The organism is Metapseudomonas cellulosilytica, assembly GCF_049334135.1.
Taxonomy (GTDB): Bacteria; Pseudomonadota; Gammaproteobacteria; order Pseudomonadales; family Pseudomonadaceae; genus Metapseudomonas.
The window spans coordinates 97,400-115,928 of record NZ_JBHZGN010000012.1 but is presented as its reverse complement, the minus strand read 5'-3'; the positions used below and the strand labels follow the sequence as shown (position 1 = coordinate 115,928).

16 protein-coding genes are annotated in these 18,529 nt (G+C 66.2%); 5 read left to right on the top strand and 11 right to left on the bottom strand.

The annotated features are described in order from the left end of the window. Window positions 1-158: 158 nt before the first annotated feature. The 3 genes from purL (at window position 159) to ACFW0H_RS16820 (ending at window position 4,920) form a co-directional block, all read left to right on the top strand. Entirely contained in the window at window positions 159-4,055 is a 3,897-nt protein-coding gene (gene purL / locus ACFW0H_RS16830; RefSeq protein WP_422915011.1) for a phosphoribosylformylglycinamidine synthase, read from the top strand. Between the two features lie 115 nt (window positions 4,056-4,170). Beyond that, a complete protein-coding gene (locus tag ACFW0H_RS16825) occupies window positions 4,171-4,431 on the top strand; it encodes a CDGSH iron-sulfur domain-containing protein (protein ID WP_422915010.1) in 261 nt (86 codons plus the stop codon). Window positions 4,432-4,602: 171 nt separating this feature from the next. After that, complete coding sequence (locus ACFW0H_RS16820; RefSeq protein ID WP_422915009.1) at window positions 4,603-4,920, top strand: YqfO family protein; 318 nt, start codon at window positions 4,603-4,605, stop codon at window positions 4,918-4,920. A 93-nt stretch (window positions 4,921-5,013) separates the two neighbouring features. Here the strand turns inward: ACFW0H_RS16820 and ACFW0H_RS16815 are convergent, their stop codons facing one another. Beyond that, complete coding sequence (locus ACFW0H_RS16815) at window positions 5,014-5,886, bottom strand: helix-turn-helix domain-containing protein (protein ID WP_422915008.1); 873 nt, start codon at window positions 5,884-5,886, stop codon at window positions 5,014-5,016. 148 nt (window positions 5,887-6,034) lie between these two features. Between ACFW0H_RS16815 and ACFW0H_RS16810 the strand changes: the two genes are divergently transcribed. Both ACFW0H_RS16810 and ACFW0H_RS16805 read left to right on the top strand, forming a co-directional pair. Then, window positions 6,035-6,940: a DMT family transporter gene (locus ACFW0H_RS16810; protein WP_422915007.1), complete on the top strand. Its 906-nt coding sequence runs from the start codon at window positions 6,035-6,037 to the stop codon at window positions 6,938-6,940. After that, window positions 6,937-7,257: a cupin domain-containing protein gene (locus ACFW0H_RS16805; RefSeq protein ID WP_422915006.1), complete on the top strand. Its 321-nt coding sequence runs from the start codon at window positions 6,937-6,939 to the stop codon at window positions 7,255-7,257. The genes ACFW0H_RS16810 and ACFW0H_RS16805 overlap by 4 nt, the downstream gene beginning before the upstream one ends. Before the next feature lie 26 nt (window positions 7,258-7,283). Here ACFW0H_RS16805 and ACFW0H_RS16800 read toward each other — a convergent pair whose 3' ends face one another. The 10 genes from ACFW0H_RS16800 to algG all read right to left on the bottom strand — a co-directional run bounded on the left by ACFW0H_RS16800 (window position 7,284) and on the right by algG (window position 18,504). Next, the gene (locus ACFW0H_RS16800) at window positions 7,284-7,652 is read right to left on the bottom strand and encodes a hypothetical protein (RefSeq protein WP_422915005.1); all 369 of its coding nucleotides are present in this window, start codon (window positions 7,650-7,652) and stop codon (window positions 7,284-7,286) included. A gap of 100 nt (window positions 7,653-7,752) precedes the next feature. After that, window positions 7,753-8,583: an SDR family oxidoreductase gene (locus ACFW0H_RS16795; protein WP_422915004.1), complete on the bottom strand. Its 831-nt coding sequence runs from the start codon at window positions 8,581-8,583 to the stop codon at window positions 7,753-7,755. Window positions 8,584-8,729: 146 nt separating this feature from the next. Then, the gene (locus ACFW0H_RS16790; RefSeq protein ID WP_422915003.1) at window positions 8,730-9,194 is read right to left on the bottom strand and encodes a multidrug transporter; all 465 of its coding nucleotides are present in this window, start codon (window positions 9,192-9,194) and stop codon (window positions 8,730-8,732) included. A gap of 78 nt (window positions 9,195-9,272) precedes the next feature. Then, the gene (locus ACFW0H_RS16785; protein ID WP_422915002.1) at window positions 9,273-10,715 is read right to left on the bottom strand and encodes a mannose-1-phosphate guanylyltransferase/mannose-6-phosphate isomerase; all 1,443 of its coding nucleotides are present in this window, start codon (window positions 10,713-10,715) and stop codon (window positions 9,273-9,275) included. A 136-nt stretch (window positions 10,716-10,851) separates the two neighbouring features. Further along, window positions 10,852-11,496 (bottom strand): alginate O-acetyltransferase AlgF, encoded by a 645-nt coding sequence (locus ACFW0H_RS16780; RefSeq protein WP_422915001.1) that lies wholly within the window; start codon window positions 11,494-11,496, stop codon window positions 10,852-10,854. A 58-nt stretch (window positions 11,497-11,554) separates the two neighbouring features. After that, complete coding sequence (locus ACFW0H_RS16775) at window positions 11,555-12,703, bottom strand: alginate O-acetyltransferase (RefSeq protein WP_422915000.1); 1,149 nt, start codon at window positions 12,701-12,703, stop codon at window positions 11,555-11,557. 12 nt (window positions 12,704-12,715) lie between these two features. After that, window positions 12,716-14,209, bottom strand: a complete 1,494-nt coding sequence (locus tag ACFW0H_RS16770; protein ID WP_422914999.1) for an MBOAT family O-acyltransferase — start codon at window positions 14,207-14,209, stop codon at window positions 12,716-12,718. A gap of 193 nt (window positions 14,210-14,402) precedes the next feature. Then, the gene (locus ACFW0H_RS16765) at window positions 14,403-15,500 is read right to left on the bottom strand and encodes a mannuronate-specific alginate lyase (protein WP_422914998.1); all 1,098 of its coding nucleotides are present in this window, start codon (window positions 15,498-15,500) and stop codon (window positions 14,403-14,405) included. A 14-nt stretch (window positions 15,501-15,514) separates the two neighbouring features. Further along, a complete protein-coding gene (locus tag ACFW0H_RS16760) occupies window positions 15,515-16,933 on the bottom strand; it encodes an alginate O-acetyltransferase (protein ID WP_422914997.1) in 1,419 nt (472 codons plus the stop codon). 11 nt (window positions 16,934-16,944) lie between these two features. Continuing rightward, a complete protein-coding gene (gene algG, locus ACFW0H_RS16755; RefSeq protein WP_422914996.1) occupies window positions 16,945-18,504 on the bottom strand; it encodes a mannuronan 5-epimerase AlgG in 1,560 nt (519 codons plus the stop codon). Window positions 18,505-18,529 lie beyond the last annotated feature (25 nt).

Below are 18,529 nucleotides of genomic sequence, written 5' to 3'. Positions count from 1 at the left end.
TATACGCAAAGCCTGGCGGGCGCCATATCTCGACAGGTGGCATCTTCTCTGCTAGCTGTACGGCGACGCGAGGCGCCTTCAGAGGTGCCGGAAAGCGGCGCTTTGCGCTAGAATGCACGGCCTCCAAGCACACCCCTTCCCCAGAGGCTGTCCCGAAGATGTTGATCCTGCGCGGTGCTCCCGCCCTTTCCGCCTTTCGCCACGGCAAACTGCTCGAGCAACTGACCCAGAAGGTTCCCGCCGTCAGCGGACTCTACGCCGAGTTCACCCACTTCGCCGAGGTGACTGGCGTGCTCACCGGGGAGGAAGAGCAAGTCCTGGCCCGCCTGCTCAAGTACGGCCCCAGCGTCCCGGTGCAGGAGCCCAGCGGCCGCCTGTTCCTGGTGGTGCCGCGCTTCGGCACCATCTCGCCCTGGTCGAGCAAGGCCACCGACATCGCCCGCAACTGCGGCCTGGCCAAGATCGAGCGCCTGGAGCGCGGTATCGCCTACTACGTGGCCGGCGAGATCAGCGACGCCGACGCGCAACTGATCGCCAGCAGCCTGCATGACCGCATGACCCAGCTGGTGCTGGCCGGCCAGGAAGAGGCCGCCGGCCTGTTCAGCCATGCCCAGCCCAAGCCGCTGACCGTCGTCGACATCCTCGGTGGCGGCCGCGCCGCGCTGGAGAAAGCCAACGTCGAACTGGGCCTGGCACTGGCCGAGGACGAGATCGACTACCTGGTGAAGAGCTTCGTCGAGCTGGGCCGCAACCCCCACGACGTCGAGCTGATGATGTTCGCCCAGGCGAACTCCGAGCACTGCCGCCACAAGATCTTCAACGCCAGCTGGGACATCGACGGCCAGGCTCAGGAGAAGAGCCTGTTCGGCATGATCAAGAACACCTACGAGATGCACCGCGACGGCGTGCTGTCCGCCTACAAGGACAACGCCTCGGTGATCGAGGGCTCCACCGCCGGGCGCTTCTTCCCGGACCCGGCGACCCGCCAGTACGGCGCGACCCAGGAGCCCGTGCACATCCTGATGAAGGTGGAGACCCACAACCACCCGACCGCCATCGCCCCCTTCCCTGGCGCATCCACCGGCTCCGGCGGCGAGATCCGCGACGAAGGCGCCACCGGCCGCGGCGCCAAGCCCAAGGCGGGCCTGACCGGCTTCACCGTCTCCAACCTGCAGATCCCCGGTTTCGAGCAGCCCTGGGAGAAGCCCTACGGCAAGCCCGAGCGCATCGTCACCCCGCTGGACATCATGATCGAGGGCCCGCTGGGCGGCGCCGCGTTCAACAACGAGTTCGGCCGTCCGGCCCTGACCGGCTATTTCCGTACCTTCGAGCAGGCCATCGACACCCCTCACGGTGAAGAAGTACGCGGCTACCACAAGCCGATCATGCTCGCCGGCGGCATGGGCAATATCCGTGCCGAGCACGTGCAGAAGGGCGAAATCTCCGTTGGCGCCAAGCTGATCGTCCTCGGCGGCCCGGCCATGCTCATCGGCCTGGGCGGCGGCGCGGCTTCCTCCATGGCCACCGGCGCCAGCTCTGCCGACCTGGACTTCGCCTCGGTACAGCGCGACAACCCGGAAATGGAGCGCCGTTGCCAGGAAGTGATCGACCGCTGCTGGCAGATGGGTTCGGAAAACCCCATCAAGTTCATCCACGACGTGGGTGCCGGCGGTATCTCCAACGCCCTGCCGGAACTGATCAACGACGGTGGCCGCGGCGGCCGTTTCGAACTGCGCGCCGTGCCCAACGACGAGCCGGGCATGAGCCCGCTGGAAATCTGGTGCAACGAGTCCCAGGAGCGTTACGTGCTTTCCGTGGACGCCGCCGACTTCGAGCGTTTCAAGGCCATCTGCGAGCGCGAGCGCTGCCCCTTCGCCGTAGTGGGCGAGGCGATCGAAGAGCGTCACCTGACCGTGGCCGACAGCCACTTCGGCAACAAGCCGGTGGACATGCCGCTCGAGGTCCTACTCGGCAAGCCGCCGCGCATGCACCGCTCCGTCAGCCGCGAAGCGGAGCTGGGCGATGACTTCGCCGCCGCCGAGCTGAACCTCGACGATGCCGTCAGCCGTGTCCTGCGCCACCCGGCCGTGGCCAGCAAGAGCTTCCTGATCACCATCGGCGACCGCACCATCACCGGCCTGGTGGCCCGCGACCAGATGGTCGGCCCCTGGCAGGTGCCGGTCGCCGACTGCGCCGTCACCGCCACCAGCTTCGACGTCTACACCGGCGAAGCCATGGCCATGGGCGAACGCACCCCGCTGGCCCTGCTGAACGCCCCGGCCTCCGGCCGCATGGCCATCGGCGAGACCATCACCAACCTGGCCGCCTCGAAGATCGAGAAGCTCTCCGACATCAAGCTCTCCGCCAACTGGATGGCCGCCGCCGGCCACCCGGGCGAGGACGCCCGCCTGTACGACACCGTCAAGGCCGTGGGCATGGAGCTGTGCCCGGCGCTGGGCATCACCATCCCGGTGGGCAAGGACTCCATGTCCATGAAGACCCGCTGGCAGGATGAGGGTGTGGACAAGTCCGTCACCTCGCCGCTGTCGCTGATCGTCACCGGCTTCGCCCCGGTCACCGACATCCGCAAGACCCTGACCCCGCAGCTGCGCCTGGACAAGGGCGAGACCGACCTGATCCTGGTCGACCTCGGCCGTGGCCAGAACCGCCTGGGTGGTTCCATCCTCGCCCAGGTGTACAGCAAGCTTGGCCAGCAGGTGCCGGACGTCGACGATGCCGAAGACCTCAAGGCCTTCTTCGCGGTGATCCAGGGCCTGAACGACGATGGCCACCTGCTGGCCTACCACGACCGCTCCGACGGCGGCCTGCTGGCCACCGTGCTGGAAATGGCCTTCGCCGGCCATTGCGGCCTGGACCTCTACCTCGACGCCCTCGCCGACAACCGCGATGGCCTGTCTGCCGTGCTGTTCAACGAAGAGCTGGGCGCGGTCATCCAGGTTCGCCAGGATGCCACCCCGGAAGTGCTGGCCCAGTTCAGCGCCGCCGGCCTCGGCGACTGCGTGGCGGTGATCGGCCAGCCGGTCAACGGTGCCAACGTCGCCATCAGCTTCAACAGCGAAGCCGTGTTCGGTGGTGAACGCCGCATGCTGCAGCGCCAGTGGGCTGAAACCAGCTACCGCGTCCAGCGCCTGCGCGACAACGCCGACTGCGCCGACCAGGAATTCGACATCCTGCTGGAAGAAGACAACCCCGGCCTGTCGGTCAAGCTCGGTTTCGACGTCAACCAGGACATCGCCGCGCCCTACATCAAGAAGGGTGTGCGCCCGCAGGTGGCGATCCTCCGCGAGCAGGGCGTCAACGGCCAGGTGGAAATGGCCGCGGCCTTCGACCGCGCCGGCTTCTCCGCTATCGACGTGCACATGAGCGATATCCTCGCCGGTCGCGTCAGCCTGGAAGACTTCAAGGGCCTGGTGGCTTGCGGCGGCTTCTCCTACGGCGACGTGCTCGGCGCCGGTGAAGGCTGGGCCAAGTCCATCCTCTTCAATGCCCGTGCCCGTGATGGCTTCCAGGCCTTCTTCGAGCGCAAGGACAGCTTCGCCCTGGGCGTGTGCAACGGTTGCCAGATGATGTCCAACCTGCACGAGCTGATTCCCGGCACCGAGTTCTGGCCGCACTTCGTGCGCAACCGCTCGGAGCAGTTCGAAGCCCGTGTGGCCATGGTCCAGGTGCAGGAGTCGTCCTCGATCTTCCTGCGCGGCATGGCCGGCTCGCGCATGCCCATCGCCATCGCCCACGGTGAAGGCCATGCCGAGTTCGAAAGCGAGGAGGCCCTGCTGGAAGCCGACCTGTCCGGTTGTGTATCCCTGCGCTTCGTCGACAGCCACGGCAAGGTCACCGAGACCTACCCGGCCAACCCCAACGGCTCGCCGCGCGGCATCACCGGCCTCACCAGCCGCGACGGCCGCGTGACCATCATGATGCCGCACCCGGAGCGCGTGTTCCGTGCCGTGCAGAACTCCTGGCGCCCGGATGAGTGGCAGGAAGACGCCGGCTGGATGCGCATGTTCCGCAACGCCCGCGTCTGGGTGGATTAAAAGGCCGAAGGCCATCTGATGACCCAGAGGGCGCTTGATTGGCCCACTCGGACATCGACAGCGAAAGGCGGGAGAAGGCACTCTTCTCCCGCCTTTTTCTTTTCGAGCCCCGCCCATGACGGACCCACAGCTCCCCGAAGTCCGTCTGCTCCAGCCCGGCGACAGTTGTCTGCTCTGCCGCTGCGGCCGCTCCGCGCAACTGCCCGATTGCCCATCTGGTTGCCCCGACGGCCTGGCCCTGACCGTCCGCCGCGAACAGCGCCTGCTGCTCTGCCGCTGTGGCCAGTCCGCGCGGCTGCCATACTGCGATGGCAGCCACAGCCCGCCCACCGCGACCTTCGGCCAGCGCTGGCGGCGATTCTGCAAAGGTGAGTAGGGCGTCTCACTTATCGCCAGTTTGACTGGACCCGTGGAGAACGCTTTTCTGAGTCGCGGGTCCATATCGCGGTGTGTGAACGGCGCCGCGGCAAGTTTGAAATCAAAGTGCCACTATTCTTGGCGTCCTTGCCGGGCCTGATCCAGTCATCCGATTCATGCGGAGAACCTGATGTACAAGCTGTGCTTCTACGTTCCGGAAAGCCATCTGGAACCCGTGAAAAAGGCCGTGTTCGCCGCAGGCGGCGGGCGCATTGGCGCCTATGACAGCTGCTGCTGGCAGGCTCTTGGCCAGGGCCAGTTCCGTCCGCTGGAGGGCAGCAAGCCCTTCCTGGGGCAGACCGGGGCCGTGGAGCACGTGGCCGAGTGGAAGGTGGAGATGGTGGTGGCCGACGAACTGATCCATGAGGCGGTCAAGGCGCTGAAGAAGGCCCATCCCTACGAAACCCCCGCTTTCGAGGTCTGGCGCCTCTCCGACATGGTGTTCTGATTACCCGGTCTTGCTGTGGCCAGGTGGTCTTGGGGCCGAGCGCGGTGAACTCCGCTGGTGGGCTGAAGCCCACCCTACGATTGCAGTCCCTGATCAGCGCAGTGCCGCCCTGAAAGTTCCGGGTGAGCCGCCCAGCGCCGCGCGGAAGCGGTTGCTGAAGTGGCTGGCACTGGCGAAGCCGCAGGCCAGGGCGATCTCCCCCAGGGGCAGCGCGGTATCCCGCAGCAGCGTGCGCGCCCGCGCCAGGCGGCGCGCAAGTACGTACTGGTGCGGCGGCATGCCGAAGCTTTCGCGGAACATCCGCGCGAAGTGGTACTCGGAAAGTGCGGCGAAGGCCGCCAGTTCGCCCAGGCTGACGGGCTCCGCCAGGCGGTTCTCGATGTAGTCCACCAGGCGCTTGCGCAGCGCCGGCGCCAATCCGCCTTTCAGTCGCAAGCCATCGCGCAGCCCAGCCTGGGTCAGCAGGCTGTGGTGGATCATTTCATGGGCCAGGCTCGAGGCCCGCAGGCGCTCGGCGGGCTCATCCCAGTCCAGGCGAATCAGCTGGTGGAAGTTTCGTGCCTGCTGCGGATCGTCGAGGAAGGTCAGCTCGCGCAACTGCAACTCACGGGGTTCGCGATCCAGCAGGGTAACCGCGGCTTCGGCGAAGTGCTCGGCGCTGAAGTAGAGGTGGACCAGGCGGATCTCGCCGTTGATCACCCAGGACGATTCGTGGCCAGCCGGCAATACGCACAGCTTGTCCGGCGCGCCCTTGGTGCCCGGCTGCTCGCGGCGGTAGGTACCGGTACCGCCGGCCAGGTAGCAGGACAGGGTGTGGACCTTCGGCCCATGGTAATCCCGCGCATCGTGGTGATTGCTCCAGAGCGCCGCGCCCAGGCCATCGCCCAGCTCAGCACTGTGCTCCAGGCGAGCATTGGGCGAACTGCTGAGGGATTGGAAGACCTGATTCTGTTCGAGTAGCGACATGGCAGGAGCGGGCCGTTGTGCAAGTGGGGTTCATGCTAGCGCGGGTGCGCGGGGCTGGGCAGTGCTCCGACGAGATAAGCGCAAGTTTGTGCAAGCGGGCCGGCAGGGGCGGGCGGAGACTGATTCCATTGCAACCGGAGTCGCCCTGATGAACCTCTCCCTCTACCTGCTCACCGTCCTGATCTGGGGCACCACCTGGATCGCCATCAAGTTGCAGATGGGCAGCGTCGCCATTCCCGCGTCCATCGCCTACCGCTTCGCCCTCGCCGCTGCCGTGCTGTTCGCCCTGTTGCTGCTCAGTCGTCGCCTGCAGAAGCTCGACGGCCGCGCCCAACTGATCTGCCTGGCCCAGGGCCTGTGCCTGTTCTGCGTCAACTTCATGTGCTTCTACACCGCCAGCCAGTGGATTCCCAGCGGGCTGATCGCCGTGGTGTTCTCCACCGCCACCCTGTGGAACGCCCTCAATGCGCGGATCTTCTTCGGCCAGCGCATCGCCGCCAATGTGCTCGCCGGCGGCGGTCTCGGCCTGCTGGGGCTGGCGCTGTTGTTCTGGCCGGAGCTCTCGCACCATACCGCCAGCCGCGAAACCATCGTCGGCCTGGGCCTGGCCCTGCTGGGCACGCTGTGCTTCTCCGCCGGCAACATGCTGTCCAGCCTGCAGCAGAAAGCCGGCCTCAAGCCACTCACCACCAACGCCTGGGGCATGCTTTACGGCGCCCTGTTGCTGAGCGCCTGGTGCCTGGCCAGCGGCACGCCCTTCGCCATGGAATGGAATGCACGCTACGTCGGTTCGCTGCTTTATCTCGCCATTCCCGGTTCGGTGATCGGCTTCACCGCCTACCTGACCCTGGTGGGGCGCATGGGACCGGAACGCGCGGCCTACTGCACCGTGCTCTTCCCCGTGGTGGCGCTGAACATCTCGGCCTTCGCCGAAGGTTATCAATGGACCCTGCCGGCGCTGCTCGGCCTGGCCCTGGTGATGGCCGGCAACCTGCTGGTGTTTCGCAAGCCCAGGCCGGCGGCCCAGGTTGTCGCGACGGCGGGTCGCGCATGAGCGCCGGTCGCGTGGTGCGCAGCCGCGACTTCACGGCGGAACGGGCCTGGGGCGCGCTGGATATCGCCAACCTGGACGGCACCACCGTGCGCCTGCACTGGACCGACCAGCCCTATGTCTGGCACGTGAATGACGGGAGCGAAGTCTTCGCCGTGCTGGATGGCGAGGTGGAGATGCGCTACCGCGAGGCGGGTGAAGAAAGGCGCGTGCTGCTGGGCGTGGGGGACATCTTCCATGCCGAGGTCGGCTGCGAACACGTCGCCCATCCCCGTGGCGCGGCACGCATCCTGGTGGTGGAGCGGGAAGGGAGCGTCTAGCCGCCGCGCCGATTCCCGATCGTCGCTCAGTGGAGCTTCGCGAAGAACCGCTCCGATAGCAGCACGGCGGCCAGCACCGGATAGCACAGGTAATGAACCAGGAACAGCAGGACGCCCATGGGGCTGGGGGTGTCCTGCAGCGTCATCATCGCCAGCAGCCCGAGGTACAGCAGCCCGAGCAGGCCGCCGTAGGCGAGGACGATGCGCCAGCGCTCGCCTGGAGCCGGGGCGCGGCGCTGGATCAGGCGGAAGGCCAGGGCCAGCAGGGCCGCCGTGGCGGCGGCGATCAACAGGGTGGCGAGTATCCCGCCGAACTTGACGAAGCTGCGCAGCAGGACATTCAGGATTGTGGCCAGGACCACGCCGCCGATGGCATAGCGCATGGGGAGTGACATGGATTATTCCTCGGGGCCCGACAGATGGCGTTGTAGGATGGGTGGAGCAACGCGATACCCATCGACCGCCCCTGATGGGTATCGCTGCGCTCCACCCATCCTACAGGTTCACGCCGAGGCCGAAGCGCTTCTTCAACACCCGGTCCAGCAAACTCCTCGGCACCCAGCGCGCCAGCAGGGGCAGGGCGCGGCTGCCGTTGCCGATGCGCACCAGCGCCGGACGGGGTTTGCGTTGTACGGCGGCGAGCAGGGCGCGGGCGAAGTCATCGGCCGGGGTGGGGTTGTCCTGGGAGGCGCGGGCCCGGGCGCGGATGCCTTCGCGCAGGGGCCACCAGGGCGAGCCTTCGGCGATCAGGGCTTCGGCCTCGCGGCTGGCGTTGGCGCCGAAGCTGGAGGCGATGGCGCCGGGCTGTACTTCCATCAGCTCGATGCCGAAGGGCGCCAGCTCCAGCCTGAGGGCGTCGGAGAGGGCGTGGACCGCGGCCTTGGATGCGCAGTAGGCCCCGGCGAAGGGGGTGACCAGGATGCCGGACACGCTGCCGATGTTTACCACCAGGCCACGGCGCTGGCGCAGCAGCGGGAAGCAGGCACGGGTCAGGTCCACCAGGGCGAAGACATTGGTTTCGAACTGCTTGCGTAGCGCGTCGGCACCACCGTCGAGCAGGGGCCCCATGGCGCCATAGCCGGCATTGTTCACCAGCACGTCGAGACCACCTGCCTCGCGCTCCAGGCGCTGGGCCATGGCGGCGACGGCGGCCTGGTCATTCACGTCCAGCTCGACGGCGATAAAGCCGGCGGCGGCAAGCTCTGCGAGGTCCTGCGGCTTGCGGGCGGTGGCCCAGACGCTGTAGCCGGCGGCGTTGAAGGCGTCGGCCAGGGCGCGGCCGATGCCGCTGGAGCAGCCGGTGATCAGGGCGGTGGGAGTAGGCATCTCGAGTCCTTTGCAGAGGTGGCGTCCGGTTGCCCTCTCCCCCGGCCCCTCTCCCTGAAGAGGAGAGGGGAGACAAGCGATCCGTGCGGCACGGACAACTCCCTCTCCCGCTTGCGGGAGAGGGCCGGGGAGAGGGTGCTTCTTGTTCAGTCGACGAATTTGCCACGCAGATTGGCGGCGCGAAACTCCAGGGATTGCGCACGATAACCCTGGCGAATGGGCGGCAGGGGCAGGCAGTCCTGCCATTGCGCGCCGGGCTGCAGCTCGGCCGGGCCGAGGTAGCGTGGGTGGTCGTAGCTGGGCTGGGCCAGGTTGATGGTGTCGCCGGGGCGGAAGGCCTGCACCTGCCAGGCGAAATCACGCAGGGTGGCGTCGCCGCCATTGCGCACCCGGATGGCCAGCGGGCGGTCGGCGGGGCAGTTCTCGGGGGTGTAGTTGAGCTGGACGTCCAGGCGGGCGAAGCGACGTTCGACACCGCGTTCCTCCCAGAGCACCCAGAGCGCGATGAGGCCTACGCCGAACACCGCCGCGAGTGACAACGGCAGGGCCTTGGCCGGGTAACGCAGCAGCAGGATCAGCCAGGTGAGGGCGAGGATGGCGCCGATAAGCATGGAAAGACCTCCTTGAGGCCCTCCATGCTAGCGCAAGCACGTGGCCCGGTATTGCACCGGGCCGCGCGATGCGGTCTTTCAGCGGGCGATGCTGACCACGTTGTCGGCTTGCGGCGCGCGGCCGTAGACGTCATCCAGGCGCTCGATGTCGTCTTCGCCCAGGTAGCTGCCGGACTGTACTTCGATGATCTCCAGCGGGATCTTGCCCGGGTTGGCCAGGCGGTGCACGGAGGCGATCGGGATGTAGGTGGACTGGTTCTCGGTGAGCAGGAATACCTTGTCGTCGCAGGTCACCTGGGCGGTGCCGGAGACCACGATCCAGTGCTCGGCGCGGTGATGATGCATCTGCAGCGAGAGCTGTGCGCCGGGCTTGACGGTGATGTGCTTGACCTGGAAGCGGCCGCCCATGTCCACCGAGTCGTAGGAACCCCAGGGGCGGTAGACCTGGCAGTGGTTCTGGGTTTCGTTGCGGCCATCGGCGTCGAGCTTGTTGACCAGCTTCTTCACGTCCTGCACGCGGTCCTTGTGGGCGATCATCATGGCGTCCTTGGTCTCGACCACCACCACGTCATCCAGGCCGATCACCGACACCAGCTTGCCGTTGCCGTGCACCAGGCAGTTATGGCTGTCCTGCACCACCACGTCGCCCTTGGTGACGTTGCCGTCCTGGTCCTTGTCGTGCACTTCCCAGATGGAGCTCCAGCTGCCGACATCGTTCCAGCCGGCGGAAAGCGGCACCACGCAGGCGCGGGCGGTCTTCTCCATCACCGCGTAGTCGATGGAGTTGTCCGGGCAGCAGGCGAAGGTGGCCGCGTCGATGCTCACCGCGATGCCGTCGCGCTTGCTGCGCTCCAGGGCCAGCAGGCAGGTGTCGTAGATGTCCACGTCATGATGCTTGAGCTCTTCCAGGAAGCGGCTGGCGCGGAACAGGAACATGCCGCTGTTCCAGAAGTAGTCGCCGGATTCCACATACTGGCGGGCGCGGGCCTCGTCCGGCTTCTCGACGAACTGGGCGACACGGCTGATGCCATCGGGCAGGGCGGCGTCGGCCTTGCTGCGGATGTAGCCGTAACCGGTTTCAGGGCGCTCGGCGGGGACGCCGAAGAGCACCATCTCGCCCTTCTCGGCGGCGATGGTGGCCAGCGCCAGGGCCTGCTGGAAGGCCTTCGGGTCGCGCAGTACGTGGTCGGCCGGCATTACCAGCATCAGCTCGTCACGGCCCTCGGCCACCAGCTGCATGGCGGCCATGGCCACCGCCGGAGCGGTATTGCGGCCGAAAGGCTCCAGCAGCATGGACTGGGCCTGCAGGCCGATGGCGTCCAGCTGCTCCTGGACGATGAAACGGTGGTCCTGATTGGCCACCAGCACGGCCGGCTGCATGCCTTCGAAGTTCAGGCGCTGCAGGGTCTGCTGGAACAGGGTCTGCTCGCCGGTGAGGGCGAGGAACTGCTTGGGATATTGCTTGCGCGAAAGAGGCCAGAGGCGAGAGCCGCTACCGCCAGAGAGGATCACGGGAATCATGGGTGTTTCTCCTAACTCATTCATGGGTTTTGGGCACTGCTTCCATCGATCACATTTCTTTCTTTCCCGCCCTCTGCGTGGCGGGTAATGACCGGCGCGGTTCGGCCCGCGCCGGTAACTGCTCGGTTGCCGCGTCTCAGGATTCGGCCGGGCGCTTGACCCAGACCGGCGAGAACTTGCCGCCGCTGCCGGTGATGTACAGGCACACCACTTCGCCGCGCTGCAGGGAGACCGGCTTGAGGTCGCTGACCTTGCGGTCGCCGTCGAACAAGGCGAGGCCGACTTTCACCGGGTTGATTTCGCGCTCGCCGCGACCCTGCGGGGCCACGCCCTCGACCACCGGGGTCTTGCCGTCGGCGGTCTTCAGGGTGAGCTTGGCGTCTGACAGGTTCTGCACGCGCAGCAGGGCCTTCTGCTTGTTCTTGAAGGCCGGTTCTTCAACCAGCTGCGGCTCCTTGCCGGCCTGGTTGACCAGGGTGTAGTAGTGGTCGGCCTCCAGCTTCACCGCGAGGCTGCCGGTGCCTACCTTGGCGCTGTAGTTGCCCGCCGGGAGGAACTTGAAGTCACTGGAGCCCAGCGGCGGCACGTCGGTCAGCGCCGTGTTGCCGACATTGACGCTGAGTTCGCTGCTGCCGGCGTTATAGGCGCGGACGAAGGCAGATCCCTTGGGCGCTTGCGGGCCGTACAGGCCGCCTTCATCGGCGTTCGCCTGGAGGGCGCCGAGGCCGAGGACCAGGGCACAGGCGTACGACGTCCAGCTACGGTTGTTCTGTCGTTTCATGGGGTGTACCTCCATCATTTCTCTTGAAAAGGGCGTGATCGCCTTGTGTGGTAACGCTTCAGTTGCCCGACCGTGCGGCCAGGCGTTGGTCACCGGCCGCGCCCTTGCGCAGGCCGGCGACCCATTCGGGGTCGAAGTCGGACAGGTCGCTCTGCATCGGCAGGTAGCGTTCGGGGAATTCCCAGATCACCAGTTGCGGCGGGGCATCCTTCAGTTCGTCACTCTTCAGGTACTTGAGCATCGGCAGGATCGGCCCATGGCCATCCTCGGCGTGGTTCACCAGGTCGCGCTGCAGGGCCTGGCGCAAGGCACCGGCGAAGTTCCAGCGGTCGTTGGCGCTATAGCTGGTGCCCACCAGCACCACCGGTACCTCGCTCTCGCCGAACAGGGCGTCGTCGCCCGCGCTGCCGTCGTCCTGGCTGCGGGTGGCGCGCTTCTGCAACTGGTCCGGGGCCGGCATCAGGTTCTCGAACAGCGGGTCCAGGGGCAGGAAGCGGGTCAGGTCGCCCTTGTAGGCATCCTCGCCCTGGGTCTCGGTTACGAACTGCTGCGGGGCGCCGCGCAGGTCGAAGGTCTGGCTCACGGTCCGGCCCAGGCGCCCGGCCGCCACCTCGGCGCCCAGCGGGGTCCAGTGGGTGTCGGTGCGCAGGAAGACCTGGCCCTGGTTCTTGGCGTCCTCCAGGGTGGTGAGCAGGTCGGGGGCGCTGATCCCGGCCTTGAGGGCCGAGTCGCGGAAGCGCTGGTAGAGCTCCTGGCGCAGGGCGCTGGGAGTGGCCTGGCCCATGTGCTCCGGGTAGATCCGCGACTTGGCCGGGATGATCGCCAGCACCAGCTGCACGTCACGTCGCGCCAGCTCGTCGCGCACGCCCTGGATCAGCGCCAGGTTGTCGTCCATGTGCCGGCTTTCGTCGGCCACCGGGTCGAACTCCTCGTCCGAGTAGAGCCAGCCATCCTGGCCGATGACCACGCCCTGGCGGCCTTCGCCGAACAGTTTGAAGTCCACCAGCGCCCAGAGGTTGGTGCCCAGTTGCTTGACCGGGAACTCCTCGTCGTAGTGCTTCTCGAAGGCGTGGGTCAGCTTGCCGTCCAGCACGCTGGTTTCCTGGGCCACGGAGAAGCCGAAGAAGGCGCGCATGGACCAGAGGCCGAGGGCCAGCAGCAGCCCGCAGAAAAGCACGATGTAGAGCAGGTTCAGGGTTCTGTTCATGGTCGGCTCCACTCAGAACTGGAAGTACAGGAAGGGCGAGAAGCTCTGCGCCGAGAGCTTCAGCACCGCGGCGGCGAACAGCAGGAGCACGGCGGCGTGGAAGGCCAGTGCGCCGATCTGGATGCGGGCGCGGGGCAGGGCGGCGCTGCCATCGGCATTGATGGCGATGCCGTCGTCGTCCTCGCGGGCGCGGGCCTTGGGGGCTCCGGCCAGGGGTTGGGCATGGAACTGGCGGATGCCGAAGACGGCCAGCACCACGTAGGCCAGCACCAGGGTGGCGATCTGCAGGCTGGTGAGCTGGGCGCGGTTGAGCTCGGAGAGCTGCCAGTCGCCGAAGCTGAACATGGCGGCGTACATGCGCCAGGCGACGTCCAGGTTCTCGGCGCGGAAGATCACCCAGCCGATCACCACCAGCAGGAAGGTGAAGGCCCACTTCAGCGGGTTGATCACCCGGGGCGCGGCGTTCACGCCCAGGGCGCGCTCGATGGCCAGCCAGGTGCCGTGCCAGGCGCCCCAGATGATGTAGGTGAAGTTGGCGCCGTGCCACAGACCGCCCAGCAGCATGGTGAGGAACAGGTTGCGGTAGGTCTGGAAGGTGGTGCCACGGTTGCCGCCCAGGCTGATGTACAGGTAGTCGCGCAGCCAGGTGGACAGGCTGATGTGCCAGCGCCGCCAGAACTCGGTGATGGACTGGCTGACATAGGGCTGGTTGAAGTTCTCCATGAAACGGAAGCCCATCATCAGGCCGAGGCCGATGGCCATGTCGCTGTAGCCGGAGAAGTCGAAGTACAGCTGCGCGGTGTAGGCCAGGGCGCCGAGCCAGGCGTCACCCGTGGTTGGGTCGGAGAGGGCGAAGCAGTGGTCGGCGATGGGCGCGATGCTGTCGGCGATGAAGACCTTCTTGATGAAGCCCTGCATGAAGCGCGTGCAGCCTTCGGCGAACTTGTCCACCGTGTGGGTGCGGTGGTTGAACTGGTCCACCAGGTCCTTGAAACGCAGCACCGGGCCGGCGATCAGATGCGGGAAGATCGCCACGAAGGCGGCGAAGTCCACCAGGTTGCGGGTGGCCGGGGTGTCGCCGCGGTAGACGTCGATGATGTAGCTGATCGACTCGAAGACGTAGAAGGAGATCCCGATCGGCAGCAGGATATGCGTGAGCACGAAAGGCTCCATGCCGAACGAGGTGACGATGGCGTTGAGGCTGTCGACGCCGAAGTTGGCGTACTTGAAGTAGCCGAGGACGCAGAGGTCCACCACCACGCCGAGGATCAGCCATTTCTGCGCCGTCTTCGTGCGCACCCCGGCCGCGCCGATGCGCAGGCCGATCCAGTAGTTGAATACCGTGACGGCGGCGAACAGCGCCAGGAAGTCGATGCGCCACCAGGCATAGAAAATGTAGCTGGCGACCAGCAACAACAGGTTTCGATAGCGTGTCCCGACCAGGTAGTACATGCCGAGGAAGATCGGCAGGAACAGGAACAGGAACACGTTGGAAGAAAAGACCATCCGAGTCTCTCCATTGAACGTTTGATATCAGGCCCGCCGTGTGGGCGGGGGCGAATGTCTCCCCTCTCCCTCCGGGAGAGGGGTCGGGGCGGGCCGCGTTCGGGTGAGGGATGCCTGGCTCCGCGCGGAGTCCGACTTCCCCCACCCCAACCCTCCCCCGGAGGGAGAGGGGGCTGTCCGTGCCGTGGTCGACCTAGCTCTCTCCTTTCTTCTTCGGATGGAACACCTGGGTCACGTCGCCGCCGAGGCGGAAGCTCTTGTAGGGGCCCATCTCGTCCTTCCATTCGAGGGTTTCGGCGGAGCAGCGGTAGAGCGAGCACCAGGGCTCCAGCCAGGAGAACTTGCTGTGTTTCTTCAGCTCGCTCATGTCCTGGTCCTTGCCGGTCTTCCTGTCGAAGTCCTCCTGGTCATCCACGCCGGCGATCACCTTCTCGCCGAGGCGGCGCAGGGCACCGTGGTTCTCTTCGCGCAGGTCCACGCCGTTGGCCTGGGCGAAGCTGGCGATCATGGCCAGCGGCGGCAGGCTGTAGTTGTGGTAGGCGAGGGCGCGCTGGCGGCGCTTGAGCTCGTTGGGCAGGAAGCCGTCCTTGTCCACCTGGCCGGCGGCGACGCGGAACTGCGCCACCGACCAGTCGAACAGGTCCTTGCGGTCGGTCGCCACGGCGGTGGCCATCACCGACCAGGCGGCCCAGTAGGAGTGGTTGTTGATCTGCTTCAGCGGCAGGTCGCTCCAGTCGTGGACGACCTGGTCGCCCAGGCGCGAGAACCACGACTCGATCACCCGGGTCTGGCTCTGGTAGGGCGCCAGGGGCCGGGAGTCGGAGAACTTCAGGCGCAGGTAGGCCGAGGCCATGCTGCCCAGGGCCCATTTGCGCATGGACTTGCCGGTGTGGTTGTACTCGGTGCTTTGCAAGGCGTTGGCCTGGGCCCAGCTGCCCAGCCACTGCAGGGTGCATTCGAGCTGGCTGCGCTGGCCCTTGCGCATGTACTCCATGACCATCTTGCTGACGCCGCGCTCCATCTCGGTGATGGTTGCGGTCTTCTCGCGAAAGGCCTTCTCCGCCGCCGGGTTGAGGGTGGCGCGCGCCTTGTCGGAGCCTTCGTATTTGCTGCGGAACTCCAATTTGTCGGTGTAGGGCGCGGGCGGCGCCTTGCAGCTGCCACCGGACTTGGCGTCGGTGACCACGGGCGCGAAATAGCCCTTTGGCGGCACCAGGTCGGCGGCGTGGGCCTGTCCGGCGAGCAGGATGCCCGCGAGCAGCGGAGCGATCAGCCAGGGTCTGGTGTTCATGGGTTCCTCCTTCCTCACTCGGCTTTCGCCGTGAGGTTGCCTCCGCCCTTGCCGGGACGTGCGCAGAGGCTCACCTCGACGCTGAGGTCCTGGGGCATGGGTTCGGGGCTGTGGATTTCCAGGGAGAGCATGTTCAGATCCGCCCAATCCGCTTCGTTGCGCAGCTCGAAGGCGTAGCGCCCGCCGGTGTCGATCCGGTCGCTCTGTTCGAGCTTGAAGTTCTCGCGGCGGCCGTTGAGGTACCAGACGGTGGTCTTGAGCTCATGCACCGACGGATCGCTGAGGCGCAGGTCCACCTGGTAGTCGCGGCCGCGCAGGTGCGAGCCATCGCTGTTGACCAGCACTTCGTTGGTGCCGGGCTTGAGCTTGACCTTGTTCTTCAGCACCGTCGGGCGGCCTTCGCAGCCGTTGTTCACCATGGGCACCGCCTGGCGGTAGAAGCTCGCCTGGGCCATGTCGTAGTGGGTGGCGAATTCCCAGATCAGCACCTTGGGCGGGTTCTCGTGGAATTCCTTGCTGCTCATGTACTGCATCAGTGCGCTGTCGAAGCCGCCGCCGCTGACCGCCAGGTTGAGCACTTCGGCGCCGCTGTACTGCTGCAGGAAACCGGCGAAGTTGTAGGCCGGGCCGCTGTTACTGGTGCCCACCAGGGCCACCTTGGGATTGGACTCGTCGCCGAACAGGCTGTCGCCACCGCCGCTGCCCGCCGCCTCGGTCTCGTAGCGGTCGACGTACTGGGTGGCGTAGCCGGTGCCGCAGAACTGGGCGGCGGTCTTGTGGAGGGTGCCGGCCTTGGGCAGCAGGCCGACCACCTTGCTCTGGTACTCCTGCTTCGGGATGTCGTCGAAGCCGGGGATCTGCTTCAGGGTTTCGGCCACCAGCTTGGCGGTACGGTCGGCGCCGGCCGGAGTCCAGTGGTGGTCGGCCTTGAAGTAGTAGTCGGTGGCGACGCCTTTCTCGTCGAACAGCGGCGAGAGGTCGGTGACCCAGATGCCGGCCTTGCGGAACTGGTCCACGGCGGCCAGGTAGTTCTTCCTGGCCAGCTCGTAGTTGAAGTGGGCCTTCTCTTCAGGGGTGAGCTTTTCGCGGTTCACCAGGCCGCGGGTCGGTTGGTAGACCACCATCAGCTCGACGCCCCTGGCCTTCAGTGCGTCGTGCAGGCGCTTCAACTGGTTCCAGCCATAGGCCGTGGTGCCGAAGTCGGTGCGCAGGTCGTACTGGGTACGGAACATCCAGTCGCCCTGGCCCTGCACCAGGGTGGTGAAGAAGCTCAGGTACTTGGTGTTGTAGTTGGCCGGATTCTGGGCCGCGGCGCAGAGCGGAGCGGTGCGCTGCACGCTGTATTCGGGCGCCGCCTGTACGCCCTGGGCGGCTGCCAGCAGGCCGGCGGCCAGGGCGGAAGGGGTGAACCACTTGCGGGAAAGTCTTTGCATGATCGGGTACCTCAATCCTGGAGTTCGGCCTGGGTTTCGATGGGGTCGATCAGCACCGCCTGCTTGCGGCGCACCATCAGGTCGAGGATTTCTTCCTGCTTTTCGCCGAGGACGCCGGCGAAGCTGATGCCGGTGGACTTGCTCGGCGCGAGGAGCTCGACGTTGTAGAGTTCGACCGACAGCGGCGAGTCGATGGACAGGGGGCTGGAGCCGTTGCCGGCAAGCTTGCCGCCCACCAGGATCAGCGAGACCTTGGTATCGAAGGGGTCGAGCTTGATGTTGCGGTCGGTGTTGGAGAGGTCTTTGATGTGGCCGTATACGCCGGTCAGGCCGTTGGCGGCCGAGAGGTTCTCGTAGAGGCGGATGTTCACGCTGTTGCGCACGCGGATGCCGTGGCGCTGGTTGCCGAGGATCTTGTTGCCCCAGATCAGGTTGTTCGAGCTTTCGTAGACGGTGATGCCGTCGGAGTGATTCTGGTAGACCTCGTTCCAGGCCACGAGATTGTTCACCGAGCTACGGTCGATGACGATGCCCGAGAGCTTGTTGTCGAAGGTCTTGTTGTTGACTATCCAGCTGTCGTCCACCTCGCGGGAGATGATGATGCCGTGCTTCTTCTTGGTCCCGAAGACGGTGTTCTCGGCGATCAGCAGGCGGCGCGAACGGTCGTGGGGGTCGATGCCGTAGACGATGTTGTCGCGGTAGGTGTTGCCCCTGATCACCACGTCCTCGGCCTCGAAGCAGTAGAAGCCGTACCAGTGGTCGACGAACTCCGAATCCAGCAGCCAGCCGGTGGGCGCCGGGCGCTTCAGGCGCTTGGCCTGGCCCGGGGTGTACTGGGTGATGGAGACGCCATAGGACTTGGAGTTGTCGTAGCCGAGGCTGGTGACCTTGCTGCCGACTATGTAGAGCTCGCTGCCGCCCCAGGACACCAGGAACGGGCGGAACTCCTCCGGCTTGCGGAACCAGGCCGGGGTCTTCTGCCCCTCGTTCCAGGCAGTGAGGTGCGTGTCGACGATGAACATCTTGCCGTCGTTGACCAGGAAGGCACCGCGCTCCTGGGAGAGGCGGAAGTCCTTGGTCGACTGGCCGATCTCGAGGCTGGCGTCGTGGGCCACCACGACCGGCAGGCGGGCAAGGTAGACGCCTGGCTCGGTCTCGCTGAATTGGCTGTCGGGCAGTGCCTTGGCCAGGTCCGCGGGGGTCACGTAGCCGCCCTCGATGAAAATCGCCTGGGGCATGCCGTGCTGGCGCTTGACCCACTCGCGCAGGCGCTCGTTACCACCGGTGAAGTCCTTCAGCGCATCCTGCTGGAGCATGCGCCGGACCACCACGCGGCCGCGGGTCTTGCGGTCGATCTTCGCTGCCACCGCCTCGCGGGTGTAGCCGGACATGTCCGGCGCCTTTGGGCGCTCCAGTTGCAGTTGTGCCGGGTCGGCGGTGAGGACCTTGTAGTTCTTGATCTCCTTGAGTACCTGCACCTCCTCCGCACCCTGGACCCAGGGTGCGGCGAATTGCAGGGCGCCAAGCACGATGCCACTCGCCAGCAATGTGGTTCCCATGCCACGTTTCATGGCTGATCCTCCCTTGCGCCGAATG

Coding starts and splice junctions, on each gene's coding strand:
- ACFW0H_RS16815 (WP_422915008.1), bottom strand. CDS start 5,886: ATGTCGCTACTCGAACAGAATCAGGTCTTCCAATCCCTCAGCAGTTCG.
- purL (WP_422915011.1), top strand. CDS start 159: ATGTTGATCCTGCGCGGTGCTCCCGCCCTTTCCGCCTTTCGCCACGGC.
- ACFW0H_RS16805 (WP_422915006.1), top strand. CDS start 6,937: ATGAGCGCCGGTCGCGTGGTGCGCAGCCGCGACTTCACGGCGGAACGG.
- ACFW0H_RS16760 (WP_422914997.1), bottom strand. CDS start 16,933: ATGCAAAGACTTTCCCGCAAGTGGTTCACCCCTTCCGCCCTGGCCGCC.
- ACFW0H_RS16810 (WP_422915007.1), top strand. CDS start 6,035: ATGAACCTCTCCCTCTACCTGCTCACCGTCCTGATCTGGGGCACCACC.
- ACFW0H_RS16825 (WP_422915010.1), top strand. CDS start 4,171: ATGACGGACCCACAGCTCCCCGAAGTCCGTCTGCTCCAGCCCGGCGAC.
- ACFW0H_RS16775 (WP_422915000.1), bottom strand. CDS start 12,703: ATGAACAGAACCCTGAACCTGCTCTACATCGTGCTTTTCTGCGGGCTG.
- ACFW0H_RS16765 (WP_422914998.1), bottom strand. CDS start 15,500: ATGAACACCAGACCCTGGCTGATCGCTCCGCTGCTCGCGGGCATCCTG.
- ACFW0H_RS16820 (WP_422915009.1), top strand. CDS start 4,603: ATGTACAAGCTGTGCTTCTACGTTCCGGAAAGCCATCTGGAACCCGTG.
- ACFW0H_RS16785 (WP_422915002.1), bottom strand. CDS start 10,715: ATGATTCCCGTGATCCTCTCTGGCGGTAGCGGCTCTCGCCTCTGGCCT.
- ACFW0H_RS16770 (WP_422914999.1), bottom strand. CDS start 14,209: ATGGTCTTTTCTTCCAACGTGTTCCTGTTCCTGTTCCTGCCGATCTTC.
- ACFW0H_RS16780 (WP_422915001.1), bottom strand. CDS start 11,496: ATGAAACGACAGAACAACCGTAGCTGGACGTCGTACGCCTGTGCCCTG.
- algG (WP_422914996.1), bottom strand. CDS start 18,504: ATGAAACGTGGCATGGGAACCACATTGCTGGCGAGTGGCATCGTGCTT.
- ACFW0H_RS16790 (WP_422915003.1), bottom strand. CDS start 9,194: ATGCTTATCGGCGCCATCCTCGCCCTCACCTGGCTGATCCTGCTGCTG.
- ACFW0H_RS16795 (WP_422915004.1), bottom strand. CDS start 8,583: ATGCCTACTCCCACCGCCCTGATCACCGGCTGCTCCAGCGGCATCGGC.
- ACFW0H_RS16800 (WP_422915005.1), bottom strand. CDS start 7,652: ATGTCACTCCCCATGCGCTATGCCATCGGCGGCGTGGTCCTGGCCACA.